This is a genomic window from Collinsella sp. wc0529 (assembly GCF_046116875.1).
GTDB lineage: Bacteria > Actinomycetota > Coriobacteriia > Coriobacteriales > Coriobacteriaceae > Collinsella.
The window spans coordinates 183,292-199,386 of the sequence record NZ_JBJXBO010000002.1; the positions used below are offsets into that span (position 1 = coordinate 183,292).

Annotated in this window: 13 protein-coding genes; 10 read left to right on the plus strand and 3 right to left on the minus strand. The window is 61.2% G+C overall.

Features of this window, described 5'->3' with window-relative positions; translation table 11 throughout:
- Positions 1 to 3 precede the first annotated feature (3 nt).
- Genes rnc through ffh form a run of 4 tightly spaced genes read left to right on the plus strand, consistent with a single transcriptional unit; the run spans position 4 to position 6,679 of the window.
- Complete coding sequence (gene rnc, locus ACKUTP_RS07385) at positions 4 to 729, plus strand: ribonuclease III (RefSeq protein ID WP_117637759.1); 726 nt, start codon at positions 4 to 6, stop codon at positions 727 to 729.
- A 10-nt stretch (positions 730 to 739) separates the two neighbouring features.
- Positions 740 to 4,276 (plus strand): chromosome segregation protein SMC, encoded by a 3,537-nt coding sequence (gene smc, locus ACKUTP_RS07390; RefSeq protein ID WP_409063963.1) that lies wholly within the window; start codon positions 740 to 742, stop codon positions 4,274 to 4,276.
- Positions 4,276 to 5,193 (plus strand): signal recognition particle-docking protein FtsY, encoded by a 918-nt coding sequence (ftsY, locus tag ACKUTP_RS07395; protein WP_271807278.1) that lies wholly within the window; start codon positions 4,276 to 4,278, stop codon positions 5,191 to 5,193. Before smc ends, ftsY begins: the two co-directional genes overlap by 1 nt.
- 10 nt (positions 5,194 to 5,203) lie before the next feature.
- Positions 5,204 to 6,679 (plus strand): signal recognition particle protein, encoded by a 1,476-nt coding sequence (ffh, locus tag ACKUTP_RS07400; RefSeq protein WP_409063964.1) that lies wholly within the window; start codon positions 5,204 to 5,206, stop codon positions 6,677 to 6,679.
- Between the two features lie 116 nt (positions 6,680 to 6,795).
- Here the strand turns inward: ffh and ACKUTP_RS07405 are convergent, their stop codons facing one another.
- The gene (locus tag ACKUTP_RS07405; protein ID WP_409063965.1) at positions 6,796 to 7,548 is read right to left on the minus strand and encodes a NifB/NifX family molybdenum-iron cluster-binding protein; all 753 of its coding nucleotides are present in this window, start codon (positions 7,546 to 7,548) and stop codon (positions 6,796 to 6,798) included.
- A gap of 216 nt (positions 7,549 to 7,764) precedes the next feature.
- Here ACKUTP_RS07405 and thyA point away from each other — a divergent pair, with 216 nt between their 5' ends.
- The 4 genes from thyA (at position 7,765) to ACKUTP_RS07425 (ending at position 11,640) form a co-directional block, all read left to right on the plus strand.
- Positions 7,765 to 8,613 carry a thymidylate synthase gene (gene thyA, locus ACKUTP_RS07410; RefSeq protein WP_409063966.1) on the plus strand — a complete coding sequence of 283 codons (849 nt, stop codon included), beginning with the start codon at positions 7,765 to 7,767 and terminating at the stop codon, positions 8,611 to 8,613.
- A 9-nt stretch (positions 8,614 to 8,622) separates the two neighbouring features.
- The gene (locus tag ACKUTP_RS07415) at positions 8,623 to 9,141 is read left to right on the plus strand and encodes a dihydrofolate reductase (RefSeq protein ID WP_409063967.1); all 519 of its coding nucleotides are present in this window, start codon (positions 8,623 to 8,625) and stop codon (positions 9,139 to 9,141) included.
- 109 nt (positions 9,142 to 9,250) lie between these two features.
- A complete protein-coding gene (locus ACKUTP_RS07420) occupies positions 9,251 to 10,165 on the plus strand; it encodes a TrmH family RNA methyltransferase (protein ID WP_409063968.1) in 915 nt (304 codons plus the stop codon).
- 125 nt (positions 10,166 to 10,290) lie between these two features.
- Entirely contained in the window at positions 10,291 to 11,640 is a 1,350-nt protein-coding gene (locus ACKUTP_RS07425) for an MATE family efflux transporter (RefSeq protein ID WP_161115832.1), read from the plus strand.
- A gap of 85 nt (positions 11,641 to 11,725) precedes the next feature.
- Here ACKUTP_RS07425 and ACKUTP_RS07430 read toward each other — a convergent pair whose 3' ends face one another.
- Positions 11,726 to 12,211 carry a cob(I)yrinic acid a,c-diamide adenosyltransferase gene (locus tag ACKUTP_RS07430; RefSeq protein WP_409063969.1) on the minus strand — a complete coding sequence of 162 codons (486 nt, stop codon included), beginning with the start codon at positions 12,209 to 12,211 and terminating at the stop codon, positions 11,726 to 11,728.
- Between the two features lie 92 nt (positions 12,212 to 12,303).
- Here ACKUTP_RS07430 and ftsH point away from each other — a divergent pair, with 92 nt between their 5' ends.
- Positions 12,304 to 14,196: an ATP-dependent zinc metalloprotease FtsH gene (gene ftsH, locus ACKUTP_RS07435; protein ID WP_198019956.1), complete on the plus strand. Its 1,893-nt coding sequence runs from the start codon at positions 12,304 to 12,306 to the stop codon at positions 14,194 to 14,196.
- A gap of 81 nt (positions 14,197 to 14,277) precedes the next feature.
- Positions 14,278 to 14,733 carry a DUF523 domain-containing protein gene (locus tag ACKUTP_RS07440; protein WP_138112401.1) on the plus strand — a complete coding sequence of 152 codons (456 nt, stop codon included), beginning with the start codon at positions 14,278 to 14,280 and terminating at the stop codon, positions 14,731 to 14,733.
- Between the two features lie 50 nt (positions 14,734 to 14,783).
- Here the strand turns inward: ACKUTP_RS07440 and ACKUTP_RS07445 are convergent, their stop codons facing one another.
- The gene (locus tag ACKUTP_RS07445; protein ID WP_409063970.1) at positions 14,784 to 15,866 is read right to left on the minus strand and encodes an iron-containing alcohol dehydrogenase family protein; all 1,083 of its coding nucleotides are present in this window, start codon (positions 15,864 to 15,866) and stop codon (positions 14,784 to 14,786) included.
- Positions 15,867 to 16,095: the final 229 nt, after the last annotated feature.

Consider the following 16,095-nt stretch of genomic DNA (forward strand, 5'->3'; position numbering starts at 1 on the left):
GTCTTGGCTTTATCCGAACGACTTACGCGTGCCCAGGAAATCCTGGGCCACGAGTTCAATAATAAGGTGCTGCTGCGCGCGGCACTTACGCATCCCTCGGCCGTCGAGGGCCAGCCGGTTTCTGCCAGCTATGAGCGCCTTGAGTTCTTGGGCGATTCCATTTTGGGCGCTGTGGTCGCACGCTCCCTGTTTGAGTCCTATCCGGAGTTTGACGAGGGCAAGCTCACGCGCTTGAAGGTGTCGCTTGTCTCGGGCGCTACGCTGTCCGAGGTTTCTCACGAGCTGGGCATCGACGACATCATCATCTTTGGTGCCTCCGAGACCGGTACCGGTGCGCGCGGCTTGCATTCGGCCCTCGAGAACGTCTATGAGTCGCTCGTGGGCGCGCTGTACCTGGATGCCGGCTGGGATGCCGCGGCAGAGTTTATCCATCGTACGCTTAAGCCGCATTTGGCTTCCGAGCGTGCCGAGCATCCTGCAAACCCCAAGTCGTTTTTGCAGGAGTGCGTGCAAGCCGACGGTCACGAGCCCCCGGCGTATAAGCTCGTTGGCTCCGAGGGCCCGGCGCATGCGCCCACCTTTACCGCCGTGGTGTTGATCGATGGTATTCGTCAGGGTCGCGGCTCCGGCTCCTCAAAGAAGGAAGCCGAGGGAGCCGCTGCACTCGAGGCACTTGACCGCATGGGCTACACCACCAACGGCGTGATTCTCAACAAGAAGCCTGTTTAAGCGAGGAACCGTGTATCTCAAGTCCCTCACGCTCAAGGGGTTCAAGTCGTTTGCCGACCGCGCCCATATGACGTTTGAGCCGGGCCTGACCGTCATCGTCGGTCCCAACGGCTCGGGAAAATCGAACATCTCCGACTCGATTCTGTGGGTCCTGGGCGAGCAGAGCGCCAAGCAGCTGCGCGGCCAGGCCATGGAGGATGTCATCTTCTCGGGCTCGTCGGCGCGCAAGCCGGTGGGTGTCGCCGAGGTCACGTTGGTGCTCGATAACTCGGACCATGTACTACCTGTCGATTTTGACGAGGTCGCCATCACCCGTCGCATGTATCGCTCGGGTGAAAGCGAGTACCTCATCAACTCGAGTCCGTGCCGCCTGATGGACATTCAGGACATCCTGCACGATTCGGGCCTGGGCAAGGATACGCATTCCATCATCAGCCAGGGCAAGCTCGACGCCATTTTGCAGAGCCGCCCCGAGGAGCGCCGCGCCCTCATCGAGGAGGCCGCCGGCATCTCCAAGCACAAGCGCCGCAAGGAGCGCGCGCTCAAAAAGATTAAGTCGATGGACGAGCACCTGACGCGTGCCCGCGACATCAATAAGGAAATCGCCCGTCAGCTGCGACCGCTGGAGCGTCAGGTCGATCGCGCGCGCAAGTACAAAGAGCTGTCCTCGCGCGCGAACGAGCTTACGCAGATGCTGGCCGTTGACGAGCTGCGTTCGCTGCAGTCGCAGTGGAACGACCTGGAGAGCCGCTCCAAGGAAGGTGCCGCCGAGCTTGAGCTTGCGCAGTACCGCTTGGGCGAAAAGGAGCGCGAGCTCGAGAAGCTTCAGGTCATGCTCGAGGAAAAGGGCCTGTTTGTGGGCGACCTAGGCGAGCAGCGCCGTCATATGCAAGATGTGGTCGGCCGCATTAACTCCGACATGCGCCTGCTCGAGGAAAAGGGCCACAACATGGTGTCGCGCCTGTCTGACATGCGCGGGCAGATTTCGAGCTCCGAGCATCAGCGACGTCGCGTGGTCGAGGAGCTCGAGGACGCGCGTGCGCAGCTTGAGGAAGTGACCGGTGCGCACATGCAGGCCCAGGAGGACGTTGACGCCGCTGGTCCTGCTGCCGCTGAGCTCCACGAGCGGCGCGTGGCGCTCGACAATCAGATTTCGCAGCTTACGCGTGAGCAACGCGATGTGCAGCGCGTGGCCGACAACGCCGCGCTCGAGCTCGCCAAGGTGAAGGACTCGCTGAGCAACGCCGAGGTCGAGGACAACATGTATGTCTCGCGCCTGGAGCAGATTGACGAGCAGCTCGAGGAGGTCACGGCCTCGCTCGAGAGCCGTCGCAACCGCGCAGAGGAGCTTGAGGGTGCTCTTGAGGAAGCGCGCCAGGCCCAGGTCGATGCGCGTGAGGCCACCGAGGTCGCCCGTGCGGCGCTGAAGGACTTGCGTGCCCGCGAGAGCGAGGCGCGCAACAAGCTGTCCGAGGTGCGCTCGGAGCTTGCCAGCCAAAAGAAGCTTGATGCCCGCATGGCCGACAGCTCGCCGCTCGTGAGCCGTCTGGTGGGTGCGTTGGGCGACGATGTCTCGGGTCGTCTGGGCGACGTGCTCGAGGCCCCGCGCGAGCTTGAGGGCCTGGTGGAGCAGCTACTTGCCGGCGATATCGATGCCCTGTTGTTTGATGACGCCGCCGCGCTTGAGCGTGCCGGTCGTGTGGCTCTGGACCAAAAGAAGGCCTCGGGTGAGGCGCTGCTGGTGGCGCGCGGCGTGAGCGGCTCTGCTGCCGCCGAGGGCGCTGCCGGTATCCGCCTGGTTGATCGTCTGTCCGTGCGCGCAGGCTACGGACCCGTCGTCGAGGCGCTGCTCGGCGGCTATTACATGGTCGATGACTTGGCTGCCGCGCTGTTGGCGCCGGTCGTTGACGGTGTGACCTATGTGACTCCCGATGGCGCCCGCGTAAGCTGTGGCGGCCTGGTGCGCGTGGGCCTCGATGCTGGCGAGGCCTCGGGTGCTCTGGAGCGTAAGCGTCGCATTCGCGAGCTGGAGGGGCTTGAGCCCGATCTGGCTGCCGTGTTTGAGCATGTGTCGGATCAGGTCGTCGAGGCCAATGCGGCCGTTGAGGAAGCGCGTGCCGCTGAGGGCGATGCCGCCGGCGAGATCGCCCGTCTTGAGGGCGAGCGCCGCTCGCTGCTTTCCGAGATCGGCCGCTTGGAGCAAAGCGCCAACAATGCCGAGGTCGAGCGCGTGCGCATCTCCAAGCGCCGCGAGCAGGCCTCCGAAGCCGTTCGCGCTGCGCGCCCGCGCGTTGACGAGCTCACCCGTTCGCGTGACGAGGCCCGCGCGCGGGCAAGCGATCTGGGCTTGCAGATTGCCGAGGCCAACGACGAACTCGACCGCGTTCGCCGTGACGATTCCGAGGCTGCCGGCAAGCTCGCCGACGCCAAGGTTCGCCTAGCCCAGACGAGCGAACGTCTGCGTTCGCTGAAGGGCCGCGTGCCCGACCTGGAGCATCGTCTTGAGGGCATCGACCGTCGTATCCGCGGAACACGCCAGGCCTCGCGCTCGCTCGAGCTGCTGCGCCTGCGCGTCGATCCCATGCACGAACGCTATTCTGCCCTGTTGGAACGCGCGTCGGATTGGGCAGCGCGCCTGCGTGACCAGGCCTCTCTGGAGGAGGCGGACTCCGCTTCGCTCAAGAAGACCATCGAGGATGCCAAGGCAGAGGTTGCCCGCGCTAAGGAGCGAGTCGATACCGCCTCTGCCACGCAAAACGAGTTCAAGGTCGCGCGTGGCAAGCTCGAGGTGCAGGTAGAGGCCGCCATTAAGGCCATTACCGCCGATGGCACGACGGTGCTCGAGACAGCGCTCATGCTTCCGGCGCCCACGGACCGCGATGCCGCCGAGCGCGAACTCAACCAGCTTGTGCGCCAGATCAACAACCTTGGTCCCGTTAACCAAGTTGCCATGGAGGAGTACGAGCAGCTCAAGCGCCGTGCCGACTACATCGAGGAGCAGCTGGCCGATCTGGAGAGCGCGCGCAAGGCGCTCACCAAGATCACGGTGGCCATTGATTGCAAGATGCGGAAGGCCTTCCTGGTGACGTTTGAGAAGGTCGACGCGAACTTCCGCGAGATCTTCGCTATGCTCTTCCCGGGCGGCCAGGCTCATCTGGAGATGACCGATCCCGAGCATCCTGCCGAGACGGGTATCGAGGTCGTGGCGCAGCCGCGCGGCAAGCGCATTACCAAGATGATGCTCATGTCGGGTGGCGAGAAGAGCCTGACGGCGCTCGCCCTGCTCTTTGCCGTGTACCGTACGCGTACGGTGCCGTTCTATGTGTTGGACGAGGTCGAGGCGGCGCTCGATGACGCTAACCTGTCCAAGCTCATCGGCGCACTCGATGTGTTGCGTTCCGATACGCAGCTCTTGGTTATCTCGCACCAGCGCCGTACTATGGAGGACGCTGACGTTCTCTACGGCGTCTCGATGCAAGCCGACGGCGTCAGTCGCGTCGTCTCGCAAAAACTCGATCGCGAAACCGGAAAGGTCGTGAATGCATAATGGGATTCTTCGATGCTCTCTCGCGCGGACTTGAGCGCAGCCGTGAGGCTCTCAACGAGGTCTTTTACTTTGGCGGCGAGGTCGATGAGGATTTTTGGGAGGATCTAGAGGACACCCTCGTCATGGGTGATATGGGTGCCGAGGTCGCGATTCAGGTCTCCGATGATCTGCGCGATGCCGCGGCCAAGAAGAACCTTAAGACCGCCCCGCAACTCCGTCGCGCCCTGGCCGAGCAGCTCGAGCAGCATTTTGTGCCCGTGGAGCGCGATCCGTTCGCCGATACGCCGAGCTGTGTGCTGTTTGTGGGCATTAACGGTGCCGGCAAGACCACGACGGTCGGCAAGATCGCGAGCGCCATGGCTGCCCGCGGCAAGAATGTCGTGATCGGTTCGGCCGATACCTTCCGCGCCGCCGCCATCGAGCAGCTCGATGTGTGGGGCCAGCGCGCCGGCGTTCCCGTCATCAAGCGCGACCGCGGCTCCGACCCGGCAAGCGTTTGCTACGACGTGCTCGACGAGGCCGACAAGCGCGGCAGCGACCTGGTGCTTATCGACACCGCCGGCCGTCTGCACACGAGCCCCGAGCTCATGCGCGAGCTTGCCAAGGTGGTCAACGTGACGCGTAAGCGCGCCGCCAATATGGCCGCCGGCCCCATGCCCGTCTCGGTCGTCCTTGTAATCGATGCCGCGACAGGCCAAAACGGTCTGAATCAGGCGCTTGAGTTTAACGAGGCGCTGGGCCTGGACGGTATTATCATGACAAAGCTCGACGGCACGGCAAAGGGCGGTATCGCCATGGCCGTGGCCGAGAAGCTCAAGCTCCCGATCCTGCGCGTGGGCGTGGGCGAGCAGGTCGATGACCTGCAGGAGTTCAATGCCAAAGATTTCTGCCGCGCCCTGGTGGGCGAGTCCAATTAAGGAGTGACTAGTGTTTGATTCTCTGAGCGATCGCCTCAACGACACATTTGACCGCCTGCGTGGCAAGGGTAAGCTGACCGAGGCCGATATCACCTCGGCCATGCGTGACATTCGCATGGCGCTGCTCGAGGCCGACGTCAACTTCAAGGTCGTCAAGGAGTTCGTCGCCAAGACCAAGGAGCGCTGCATGACCGCCGAGGTCATGGAGTCGCTGTCGCCGGCGCAAAACGTCGTCAAGATCGTGCTCGACGAGCTCACCGAGATGCTTGGCTCCACCGAGAGCAAGCTCGTCTTTAGCAACCGCATTCCCAATGTCATCATGCTCGTGGGCCTGCAGGGCTCCGGTAAGACTACGGCGGCCGTAAAGCTGGCCTATCTGCTCAAGAAGCAGGGCCGCTCGCCGCTGCTCGCCGCGTGCGACGTCTACCGTCCCGCAGCTGCCGACCAGCTGGCCACGCTCGGTGGAGAGATCGGCGTTCCGGTCTTCCGCGGTGACGGCGAGCATCCGGTCGATATCGCCAAGGGCTCCATCAAGGAGGCCGTCGACCACCTTCGCGACGTGGTCATCGTCGATACCGCTGGCCGTCTGCAGATCGACGAGCAGATGATGCAGGAGGCCGTGGATATCAAGAAGGCCGTCAAGCCCGATCAGGTGCTGATGGTCGTCGATGCCATGACCGGCCAGGATATCGTCAACGTCGTCTCGACCTTCGCCGAGCGCATCGACTTTGACGGCGTGATCATCTCCAAGCTCGACGGCGACGCCCGTGGCGGCGGCGCGCTTTCCGTGCGCCAGGTGACCGGCAAGCCCATCAAGTTCGTGAGCATGGGCGAGAAGCCCGATTCGCTGGAGCCGTTCTATCCCGACCGCATGGCCAAGCGCATCTTGGGCATGGGCGACGTCGTCGGCATCATCGAGAAGGCCCAGGAGGCGGCTGACGCCGAGCAGCTCGAGGCTGCTGAGCGTATGCTGCGCGAGGGCTTTACCATGAACGACATGCTCGACCAGATGAAGGCCGTCAAGAAGATGGGCGGCATGAAGGGCATTCTGGGTATGCTCCCCGGTGGCCAACGCGCGCTCAACCAGATGGGCGGCAACCTGGACGAGGGCATCTTTGACAAGAACGAGGCCATCATCATGTCGATGACCAAGGAGGAGCGTTTGCGTCCCTCCATCATCAACGGCCAGCGTCGCGCCCGTATCGCCAAGGGCGCCGGTGTGACCCCCACCGAGGTCAACAGCCTTATGAAGCAGTGGGGCGAGATGAATAAGATGATGGGCCGCATGCGCACGATGGCCAATCAGGCGCAGGCCGGCGGCAAGAAGGGCAAAAAGGGTAAGAAGGGCAAGAGGATGCGCATGCCCAATATCCCTGGCCTGGACGCTATGGGTCTGGGCGGCATGGGCGGCCTGGGAACGGGCAGCCCCAAGTCCGATATGGATCTGCTGCGCCAGATGGAAGCGCAGATGCGCAATAAGAAGTAACGACTGGTTGAGTCGTGTATGGCGAAGGCCGCCTGGATGGTACTCCAGGCGGCCTTCGCCGTTCGTTCGTAGGCTGTCGCACGCGCGTAAGCGTGTTGGCGTTGAGATGCCTGCCGCTAGTGGCAGCTGCAGCCCTCCTGCCCGTCGTGGTCGTGATGGCCGTGGCAGCTGCAGGACTCGCCATGTTCGTGGTCATGGCCGTGGCAGCCGCACGTGGCCTCGCCGGTCTGCGCGAGCGTGCCGGCGATAAGGGCCTCGACACAGGCGTCGCAGCTGCCCTGGGCACCTGCGTATACCGTGATGCCGGCTTGGGCAAGCGCGTTGATAGCCCCGCCTCCGATACCGCCGCAGATGAGCGTGTCGACGCCACCGTTGGCAAGCAGGCCCGCCAATGCGCCGTGACCAGTGCCGCCGGTGCCTACGACCTGTTCGTTGAGCACTTTGCCATCCTGGATGTCGTAGATCTTGAACTGCTCGCTGCGGCCAAAGTGCATAAAGATGTTGCCGTTGTCGTACGTCGTTGCCACTCTCATGGTGCCGACCTCCTTTGCTGGCCATGCGGCCGTTGTCGTGGTGATGGGGGAGTATGCGATATTGCCGCCCTCGATACTCAGCGCGCGCCCGTTGACCAGCGCGTTTGCCACCTTGCGATGCGCGCGGCTGCAGATGGCCGCCACGGTGGCGCGAGCGATGCCCATGTGCTGGGCGACGGTCTGCTGATTGAGGCCTTCCAGGTCGCACAGCCGCAGGACTTCGAGCTCGTCGACCGTCATCTCGATGGCGTCTCCGCTGGCAAGGCCGTCGGGGGTAAAGCCGCGATATTCGGGGATGATCCCAACGCGGCGCAATTTTTCGCGTCTTCCTGCCATACACTCTCCAAATCTGACATATGTCAACAATAGAATAGCGCGCGAGCGGAACCTTGCAAGGTATTCTTGGCATATGTCAGAAAAAGGTAAAGGTGTTCCGCTTGCGAATGCGAGCCATGCTGCCGTGCATTGCGTGTGCCCGTCCAAGTGTCCAATCCGACACAGGGTGCCTGGGCTACAATGAATCTCGCTTGTAGGCGACTGACAGGAGGGTCAATGAGCAAAGCTGATCAGCAGTTTGTAGCCATGTGCCGCGATATTTTGGACCATGGCACCACCACCGAGGGTCAAAAGGTCCGACCGGTGTGGGAGGATGGCACCCCTGCCTATACTATTAAAAACTTTGGCGTTACGGCGCGTTACGACCTGCGCGAGGAGTTCCCTGCGCTCACCCTGCGTCGTACGGCGCTTAAGTCTGCCATGGATGAGATCTTGTGGATCTATCAAAAGAAGTCCAATAACGTCCATGACCTCAACAGCCATATCTGGGACGAGTGGGCCGACGAGACCGGTTCCATCGGCAAAGCCTACGGGTATCAGATTGGCCAGAAAAGCCATTATGCCGAGGGCGATTTCGACCAGATGGATCGTGTACTGTACGATCTTAAGCATACGCCGTACAGCCGCCGTATCATGACGAACACCTATGTGTTTAACGATCTGTCCGAGATGCACCTGTATCCATGCGCTTACGGCGTGACCTATAACGTCACGCAGCGCCCGCAGGACGATAAACCTACACTCAACATGATTCTCAACCAGCGCAGCCAGGACATTTTGGCCGCGAACAACTGGAATGTGTGCCAGTACGCCATTTTGCTGATGATGGTCGCGCAGTCGGTCGATATGATTCCCGGTGAGCTGCTGCATGTGATTGCCGATGCCCACATTTACGACCGTCATGTCGATATCGTCCGTGAACTTATCGAGCGTCCGCAGTTTGCGGCGCCTAAGGTAACGCTTAACCCCGACGTGCACGATTTCTACGCGTTTACGACAGATGACCTCATCGTCGAGGGCTACGAGCACGGCCCGCAGGTCAAGAACATTCCCATTGCGGTGTAGGTGGCGCTCATGACGTGTAAGCTATCTGCCATCGTCGCCGTGTGTGACGACTGGGGCATTGGGTGCGAGGGCGACATGGTGGTGTCCAATCGCGCCGACATGCGCCATTTTGTGGCGTGCACCAAAGGTTGCCCGGTCATTATGGGGCGCAAGACGCTGCTGAGTTTTCCCGGTGGGCGTCCGCTCAAGAACCGCCGCAATATCGTGCTCACCCGCGACGAGAGCTTTGCTCCCGAGGGCGTCGACGTGGTGCATAGCATCGACGAGGCGCTCGCTGCGGTTGCCGATGAGCCCGTTGCGTGGGTGATCGGCGGCGGCGATGTCTATCGGCAATTTTTGCCGTACTGCGTGGAGGCCGAGGTCACGCATAGCCACTGCGTCCATCCCGTGGACACGTACTTTCCCGACTTGGACGCCGATCCCGCGTGGGAAGTTGCGCGGCGCGAAGGGGTTGCCACGATTGCCGCGGGCGAGGGCGACGAAGGCCTCGATTATGAGTTCGTGACGTATCGTCGCGTTGATGCTTAAATCTCCTATTTGCCCACGGTATTATCGGGTCGGAATGAGGAAGGGGCGGCGCCTGGCGTCGCCTCGTTTGATATAGATGCTGCTGTAAGAAGGGTACGGGCTTGCTGTTATGACTGATGCCGTTGAGGTGCTGCGAATTGACTCGCTCGAGGATGAGCGGCTCGATGCCTACGTGCGACTGACCGAACGCGAGCTACGCTGCGTGCTGGAGCCGCAAAAGGGCATCTTTATCGCGGAGAGTGCCAAGGTTATCGAGCGCGCGGTGCGTGCCGGATATGAGCCGGTGAGCCTTCTTTTGGGCGAACGCTGGCTCGACCAGATGATGCCGCTGTTTGAGCGCCTGGTTGTGCGCGAGGACTCCGGCCCTGTTCCTGTGTTCGTTGCCTCCATGGAGCTCATGGAGCAATTGACGGGCTTTAACGTGACGCGCGGTGCGCTCGCGGCGTTTCGTCGCCCGCGGCAGATTCCGGTTGATGAGTTTCTCGACGGCGTCGTCGAGGCGGCGGGGGAGCGTCCGGTGCGTGTGTGCGTGCTCGAGGGCATTGTCGACCACACCAACGTCGGCGCGATTTTCCGCTCGGCCGCCGCGCTCAATGTCGACGGCATTCTGGTGAGCCCTACGTGCTGTGACCCGCTGTACCGTCGCTCGGCCCGCGTGAGCATGGGGACCGTGTTTCAAGTGCCGTGGACGCGTATTGGCAGTGAGGCGCGCGTGTGGCCGCATGACGGCCTGGCGGCGCTGCACGATGCCGGTTTTTCGTGTGCCGCCATGGCGTTGACGGACGATTCAGTGTCGTTGGACGATCCCACGCTACAGGAGATTGACCGCCTGGCAATCTTTATGGGCACCGAGGGTGCCGGCCTGGGCGCCAAGACCATCGCGGGCTGCGACCGTGCCGTGCGCATTCCGATGGCGCACGGGGTCGATTCGCTCAACGTGGCCGCGGCGAGTGCCGTTGCCTTTTGGCAGCTGTGCCCGCATGTGAGTAATGAGTATCACTACCAGCCGGGTTTGTATCACTAGGCAGATAGTTCGCACCGGGCTCTGACTCGGGGTGTTTCGGTCGACGCCAGTCGGTGCTAAGCTGCTATTGGTTTTGGCCTTAAATTGCCGTTTTGTTGTTTAACGTATGCTGGTGGGGAGGGCGTGTGGCTAAGAAATCTACGGCTATCGATGTAACGCAGGGTGTTATTTGGCAGCAGCTGCTTTCGCTGTGCGTTCCCATCTTTTTTAGTTCGTTTTTTCAACAGGCCTACACGCTTATCGGTACCTATATCGTCGGCCAGTTTGGCGGCAAGCTTGCACTGGGTGGCATTCAGGCCACGATGGTGCTCACCGAGCTCTGCATTGGCTTTTGCGTTGGCGTCGGCGCCGGCTGCGCGGTCATTACCGGTCAGTATTTTGGCCAGCACGATGATGAGCGACTGAGTCGTTCGGTCCATACGGCCATGACCCTCGCGCTGGTGGGCGGTATCGTTTTCTCGATTCTTGGCATAGTGTTCGTTGAGCCCATGCTGGTGCTTATGAACACGCCGCATGAGCTATTGGCTGAGGGCGTGGCCTATGCTCGTTGCTATTTTGCCGCCATGGTTGCGGCGCTGCTGCTCAATATGGGAACGGCACTGCTGCGCGCCGTGGGCGACACGCGCGGGCCTGCTGTGATCATCGCTTCCGGCTGCCTTGTTAATGCGGTGCTGGATGTTATCTTCGTTGCCGTGCTTCATATGGAGGCTCTGGGCTGCGGCATCGCGGTGGCGCTGACCATTTGCTCCAACGCCACGATGATCGTGATTCGCATGATGCACGCACCGGGTGCGTGGCGGCTTTCGCTGTCCAAACTCGGCATTGATCCTGGCATTTGTAAGAGCATGATCTCGTGTGGTCTGCCGCTTGGCTTTCAGTCTGCTGCGTATTCGATTTCCAACGTTTTGATTCAGGTGTCGGTCAACTCGTTTGGCGCCGATGTCACCACGGCGTGGGGTCTTTCGGGCCGTTTGGATGGCATTGTCTGGATGGTTACCGAGGCGCTTGGCGTGTCGATCACCACGTTCTCGGCACAGAACTTTGGCGCGCGCAACTACGAGCGCATGCGCAAGGGCTACCATACGTCGCTCGTGCTGTCGTTTATGCTCATTGGTGGCCTGTCTGCCGTGCTGCTGGTGTTCTCGGGTCCGTTGTCGCGTCTGTTTGTCGACGATGCTTCGATTTCGGCGTACACCACGACGATTCTTCATTTCATCGCGCCGTTCTACGCAATCTTCTCGATTATCGAGAACGCGTCGGGCTCTATCCGCGGCGCCGGCGTGAGCTTGCAGCCCATGCTGCTCACGATTTTTGGCACCGTCGTGCTCAGGGTGATCTGGGTGTTTGCGATTATGCCGTTCGATCCGTCGCTTGAGCATCTGCTGCTGGTTTACCCCGTAACCTGGCTCATCACAGCCACGATGTTCACCATCTACCACCACAGCGGCAACTGGCTAGGCCGCGCCACTGCCTAATGACCCGTAGGGGACGGAGGAAAACGGATCATTGGCCCGGCGATAAGGCGAAATGATCCGTTTTCCTCCGTCCCCTTTGGATCAATTAGTATTCGATGCCTTGGCGGGCTAGGAGGCCTTCGTCGAAGTAGTGTTTGATGGGGCGCATTTCGGTGACCAGGTCCGCGAGGTCTGCGAGGGGCAGCAGGCCCCGGCCGGTGAGCACGAGCTCCGTGGTGGCGGGCTTTATCGCAATCAGTGCTTCGATATCCTCGCGTGTCACAAAGCCGCGACGCATCGCTTCGCCGAGTTCGTCCAAAATGAGCACGTCGACCTGCGAGATCTGTTCGCGTGCAAGTTCCATGATCTGCTCGGCGCAAGCCTCGGGCGTGTTGCGATCGGCCTGTATAATGCGCAGTCCCAGGCGCGGCGCGGCATCGTGTTCGGCGCAGTGCAGCTTCTTGGCAAACTGCAGCATGAGTACGTCGAGTCCATAACCCGTGGCGCGCATCGCCAGTCCCAGCGCAGCCGTGGTTTTGCCCTTGCCGTCGCCCGTGTAGATCTGAACCTTGCCGACTTCCAGTGATGCCATCTCTGTCCTTTCGTGCCCGGCGTCGGTTTATCGCCGTCCGGGTTGGGTATTCTAGATAGCATTATCAACCCCAGTAGATGGAGTTCAAGCAGATGGAGATGGATGACAACAAACGTAGACGGAATATGATCCTCTACGTGCTCATCGCCTTCGTCGTCTACCTCGTGCTCTCGACCGTTCTGTTCCCCAACATCGGTCACACGCAGCAGATTACGAAGACCGATTATTCGACGTTTGTCAAAGCGCTCGATAAGAAGAGTGTCGACAAGGTCGAGTACAACACGGACGATTACACGATTTATTACACCAAGAAGGGCGAGGACGAGAACATCGCCTACAAGACGACCGGTGTTCCGAATGACGCGGGCTTTACCGATCGCGTGCTTGAGTCCGGTGCTTCACTGGAGTCGGTCGTTCCCGATAAGAACTCGGGTCTGATGACCTACTACCTGCTCACCCTTATCCTTCCCATGGCGATTTTCTTCCTGATCGGCTGGTGGCTCAACCGCCGCATGAAGAAGGCCATGGGCGATGACGGTCCGTCGATGAACTTTGGCGGCGGCGGTTTTGGCGGCGGCGGACTGGGTAAGTCCGGCGCGCGCGTGATCGCCTCCAAGGACGTGGGCGTGACCTTTAAGGACGTCGCCGGCCAGGAAGAGGCCAAGGAGTCCCTCAAGGAGGTCGTCGACTTTCTGGAGAAGCCGCAGCGCTACGAGGAGATTGGCGCCAAGCTGCCGCGCGGTGCTCTCCTTGTCGGCCCTCCGGGTACTGGTAAAACCCTGCTTGCCAAGGCTGTGGCCGGCGAGGCGGGCGTGCCGTTCTTTAGTATTTCTGGTTCTGAGTTCGTCGAGATGTTCGTCGGCCGCGGTGCCGCTAAGGTGCGCGATCTGTTTAAGCAGGCCAAGGAAAAGGCCCCGTGCATCGTCTTTATCGATGAGATTGATACCATCGGCAAGAAGCGCGATGGCGGCGGCTTTAGTGGCAACGATGAGCGCGAGCAGACGCTCAACCAGCTGCTGACCGAGATGGACGGCTTCGATAACCACAAGGGTATTGTCGTTCTCGCTGCTACCAACCGTCCCGACAGCCTTGATCCGGCCCTGTTGCGCCCCGGTCGTTTTGACCGCCGTATCCCCGTTGAGCTGCCCGACCTGACCGGCCGTAAGAACATTCTTGAGTTGCATGCCAAGAGCGTGAAGACGCAGCCGCCGATTGACCTGACCGCGATTGCCCGCGCCACGCCCGGTGCCTCGGGTGCGGACCTGGCCAACATCATCAACGAGGGCGCCCTGCGTGCCGTCCGCGAGGGTCGCAAGCGTGCCACCCAGGATGATTTTGAGGAGTCGGTGGAGGTCGTCATCGCCGGTCAGCAGCGCAAGTCCACGGTGCTGTCCGACCATGAGAAGCAGGTCGTTTCTTATCACGAGATCGGCCATGCCATCGTTGCCGCTCGCCAGAAGGGCTCTGCGCCGGTCACCAAGATCACCATCGTGCCGCGCACGAGCGGTGCTCTGGGCTACACCATGCAGGTCGAGGAGGATGAGCGCTTCCTGACCACACGTCAGGAGGTCCTGGACAAGCTCGCCGTCTATTGCGGTGGCCGTGCAGCCGAGGAGCTCATCTTTGGTGAGATGACGACCGGCGCAGCCAACGATATCGAGCAGGCCACCAAGCTCGCCCGTAACATGGTGACGCGCTTTGGTATGTCCGATGAGTTTGGCATGATGGCGCTCGGTACCGTTCAGAATGCGTACCTCAACCAGGACACGTCGCTCACCTGCGCCCCCGGTACGGCCGAGCGCGTGGACGCGATTGTCGCCAAGCTGATCGAGGATGCGCACGACCGCGCTTTGCAGATTCTGAAGGAGAACAAGTTTAAGCTCCACGAGCTGGCTCGTTATCTGTATAAGAAGGAGACCATCACGGGCGAGGAGTTCATGAACCTCCTCACGCGCGAGAATCCGCTGATGCCCAAGCAGCAGTAAAGCCGCGGCCGAGCCAGTAAACGCCGACGCCCCATTTGAGCAGCTTTCTCAAATGGGGCGTTTTGCTTGAGAGGGATGGAAATGAAGATCGTGGTGAGCGCCTGCTTGATGGGCGAGAGCTGCAAGTATAACGGGCTCGACAACTACCATCGCGAGTTGGTCGAGGCCTGCGAGCGTACAGGGACCGAGGTCCTCTTGGTGTGCCCTGAGGTCTTTGGGGGCCTGCCCACGCCGCGCAAGCCGTCCGAGATTGTGAACGGAGAGGTTCGTACCTGCGAGGGCATATCGGTCGATCGCGAATTTCGCCTGGGTGCCCAACGAGCGCTCGATATGTGCGAGCAGGCGGGCGGGCCGGAAGAGATCGCCGCGTGCATCCTGCAGGACCGTAGTCCCTCGTGCGGCGCGGGTCGCATCTACGACGGAACATTCAGCGGCACCCTTACGGCGGGCAACGGCGTCTTCGTTGATTTACTGCTCCGCCACGGTTATCGCGTGATCCCGGCTAGCGAGTTCGACCCCAGCATGCTGGAGCAATAAAAAACCACCACAAAGGTGCCTGTCCCCTTTGTGGTGGTTTTGGGCCAGCCCTAGAGCGTGTGGCCGTAGGCGTTGGCGGCTTTGATGGCGGCGGCGAACTTCTCGTCGGTGAAGGGCTCAGGGTTTCCCTGTTTCCACTCGTTGGTGGCGTGCGCGTGCTCGCACAGGGCCGGGATGTCGGCCACGGAAAGCCCGACCTGCTCCAGCGTCACGGGCAGCCCCATCTGCTTGTTAAAGGCGGCATAGCGCTCAAGGTTCTCGGTGTCGCCCGTGTAGGCGAACAACACGAGCACGCCCAGGCTCACAACCTCGCCGTGCAGGTAGGTGCCCTCACGCGGAATGCTGCAGGTGGCGTTGTAGAACGCGTGCGCCACGCTCGAGTTGTAGTAGTAATCGTTCTGGTTGGTCAGGTTCAAGACATAGCCCGTGTTGACCACGATGTCGAGCGCGATCTGCTTGACGGCCTCGCTCGACAGGTCCTGGCGCACGTCCTCAAGACCCTGGACGCCGTAGGTAAACAGCGGCTCGGAGCAGGTGTGGGCGAGTGCCAGGCCAAGACCGGCGGTGTGCTCTAAATTACCGGCGCTCGTGGCGTACTCGACCTCGGGCTGCTTAGACAGGGCATCGCCCACGCCGGCCCAGAAGTACTCCGCCGGTGCCTCGGCGATGATCTTGGGGTTGATGAAGATGTGCGCCGGTCGGTTGGGGTACGAATAGCCCTCGAGCGAGCCGTCGTCGTTATACACGACGGCAATGGCGGTCGCAGCGGAGCAGTTGGAGCAAATCGTCGGCACCGTAAAGACGATCTTCTTGAGCTCGATGGCTGCGGTCTTCACGGTGTCGAGCGCCTTGCCGCCGCCGCAAGCAATGAGCACGTCGGCTTCCTGGCAGGCGGGGGAGTTTACGACCTTGGCGATATTGGCGCGCGTACTGTTGGTGCCGTAGACGCGCGTCTCCAGAATCTCGACGTCGGTACCCGCTAGCGCAGCTTTGATACCGGGAAGTGCTGCGGCCAGTGCCCGCTTGCCACCGATGATCGCGACCTTGGTCGCTCCGTACTCCGCCAGTGCGGTGGGCAGCTCGTCAAAGCAATCCTCGCCAACGGTGTAGTCGCTCATTCCAATCGTGCGCATAGCAACCTTCTTTCGTTCGATAAAGTGCTTTCAGGTATTTTGCTCCAAGAGAAGGTCCACAGCCGCGAGAAATTTCGAACGTATAAAACCAGTGTTGAGGGTTTTTCGCCGGCGCGGAACGTGCTAGCATACTCCGCATAAGCGTTGATGGGGACGAGTAGTCGGCCGTCCGCATGCTACAGAGAGCGGGGAGCGCTGAGAACCCGTGCATGCAACTGATGAAAATCAC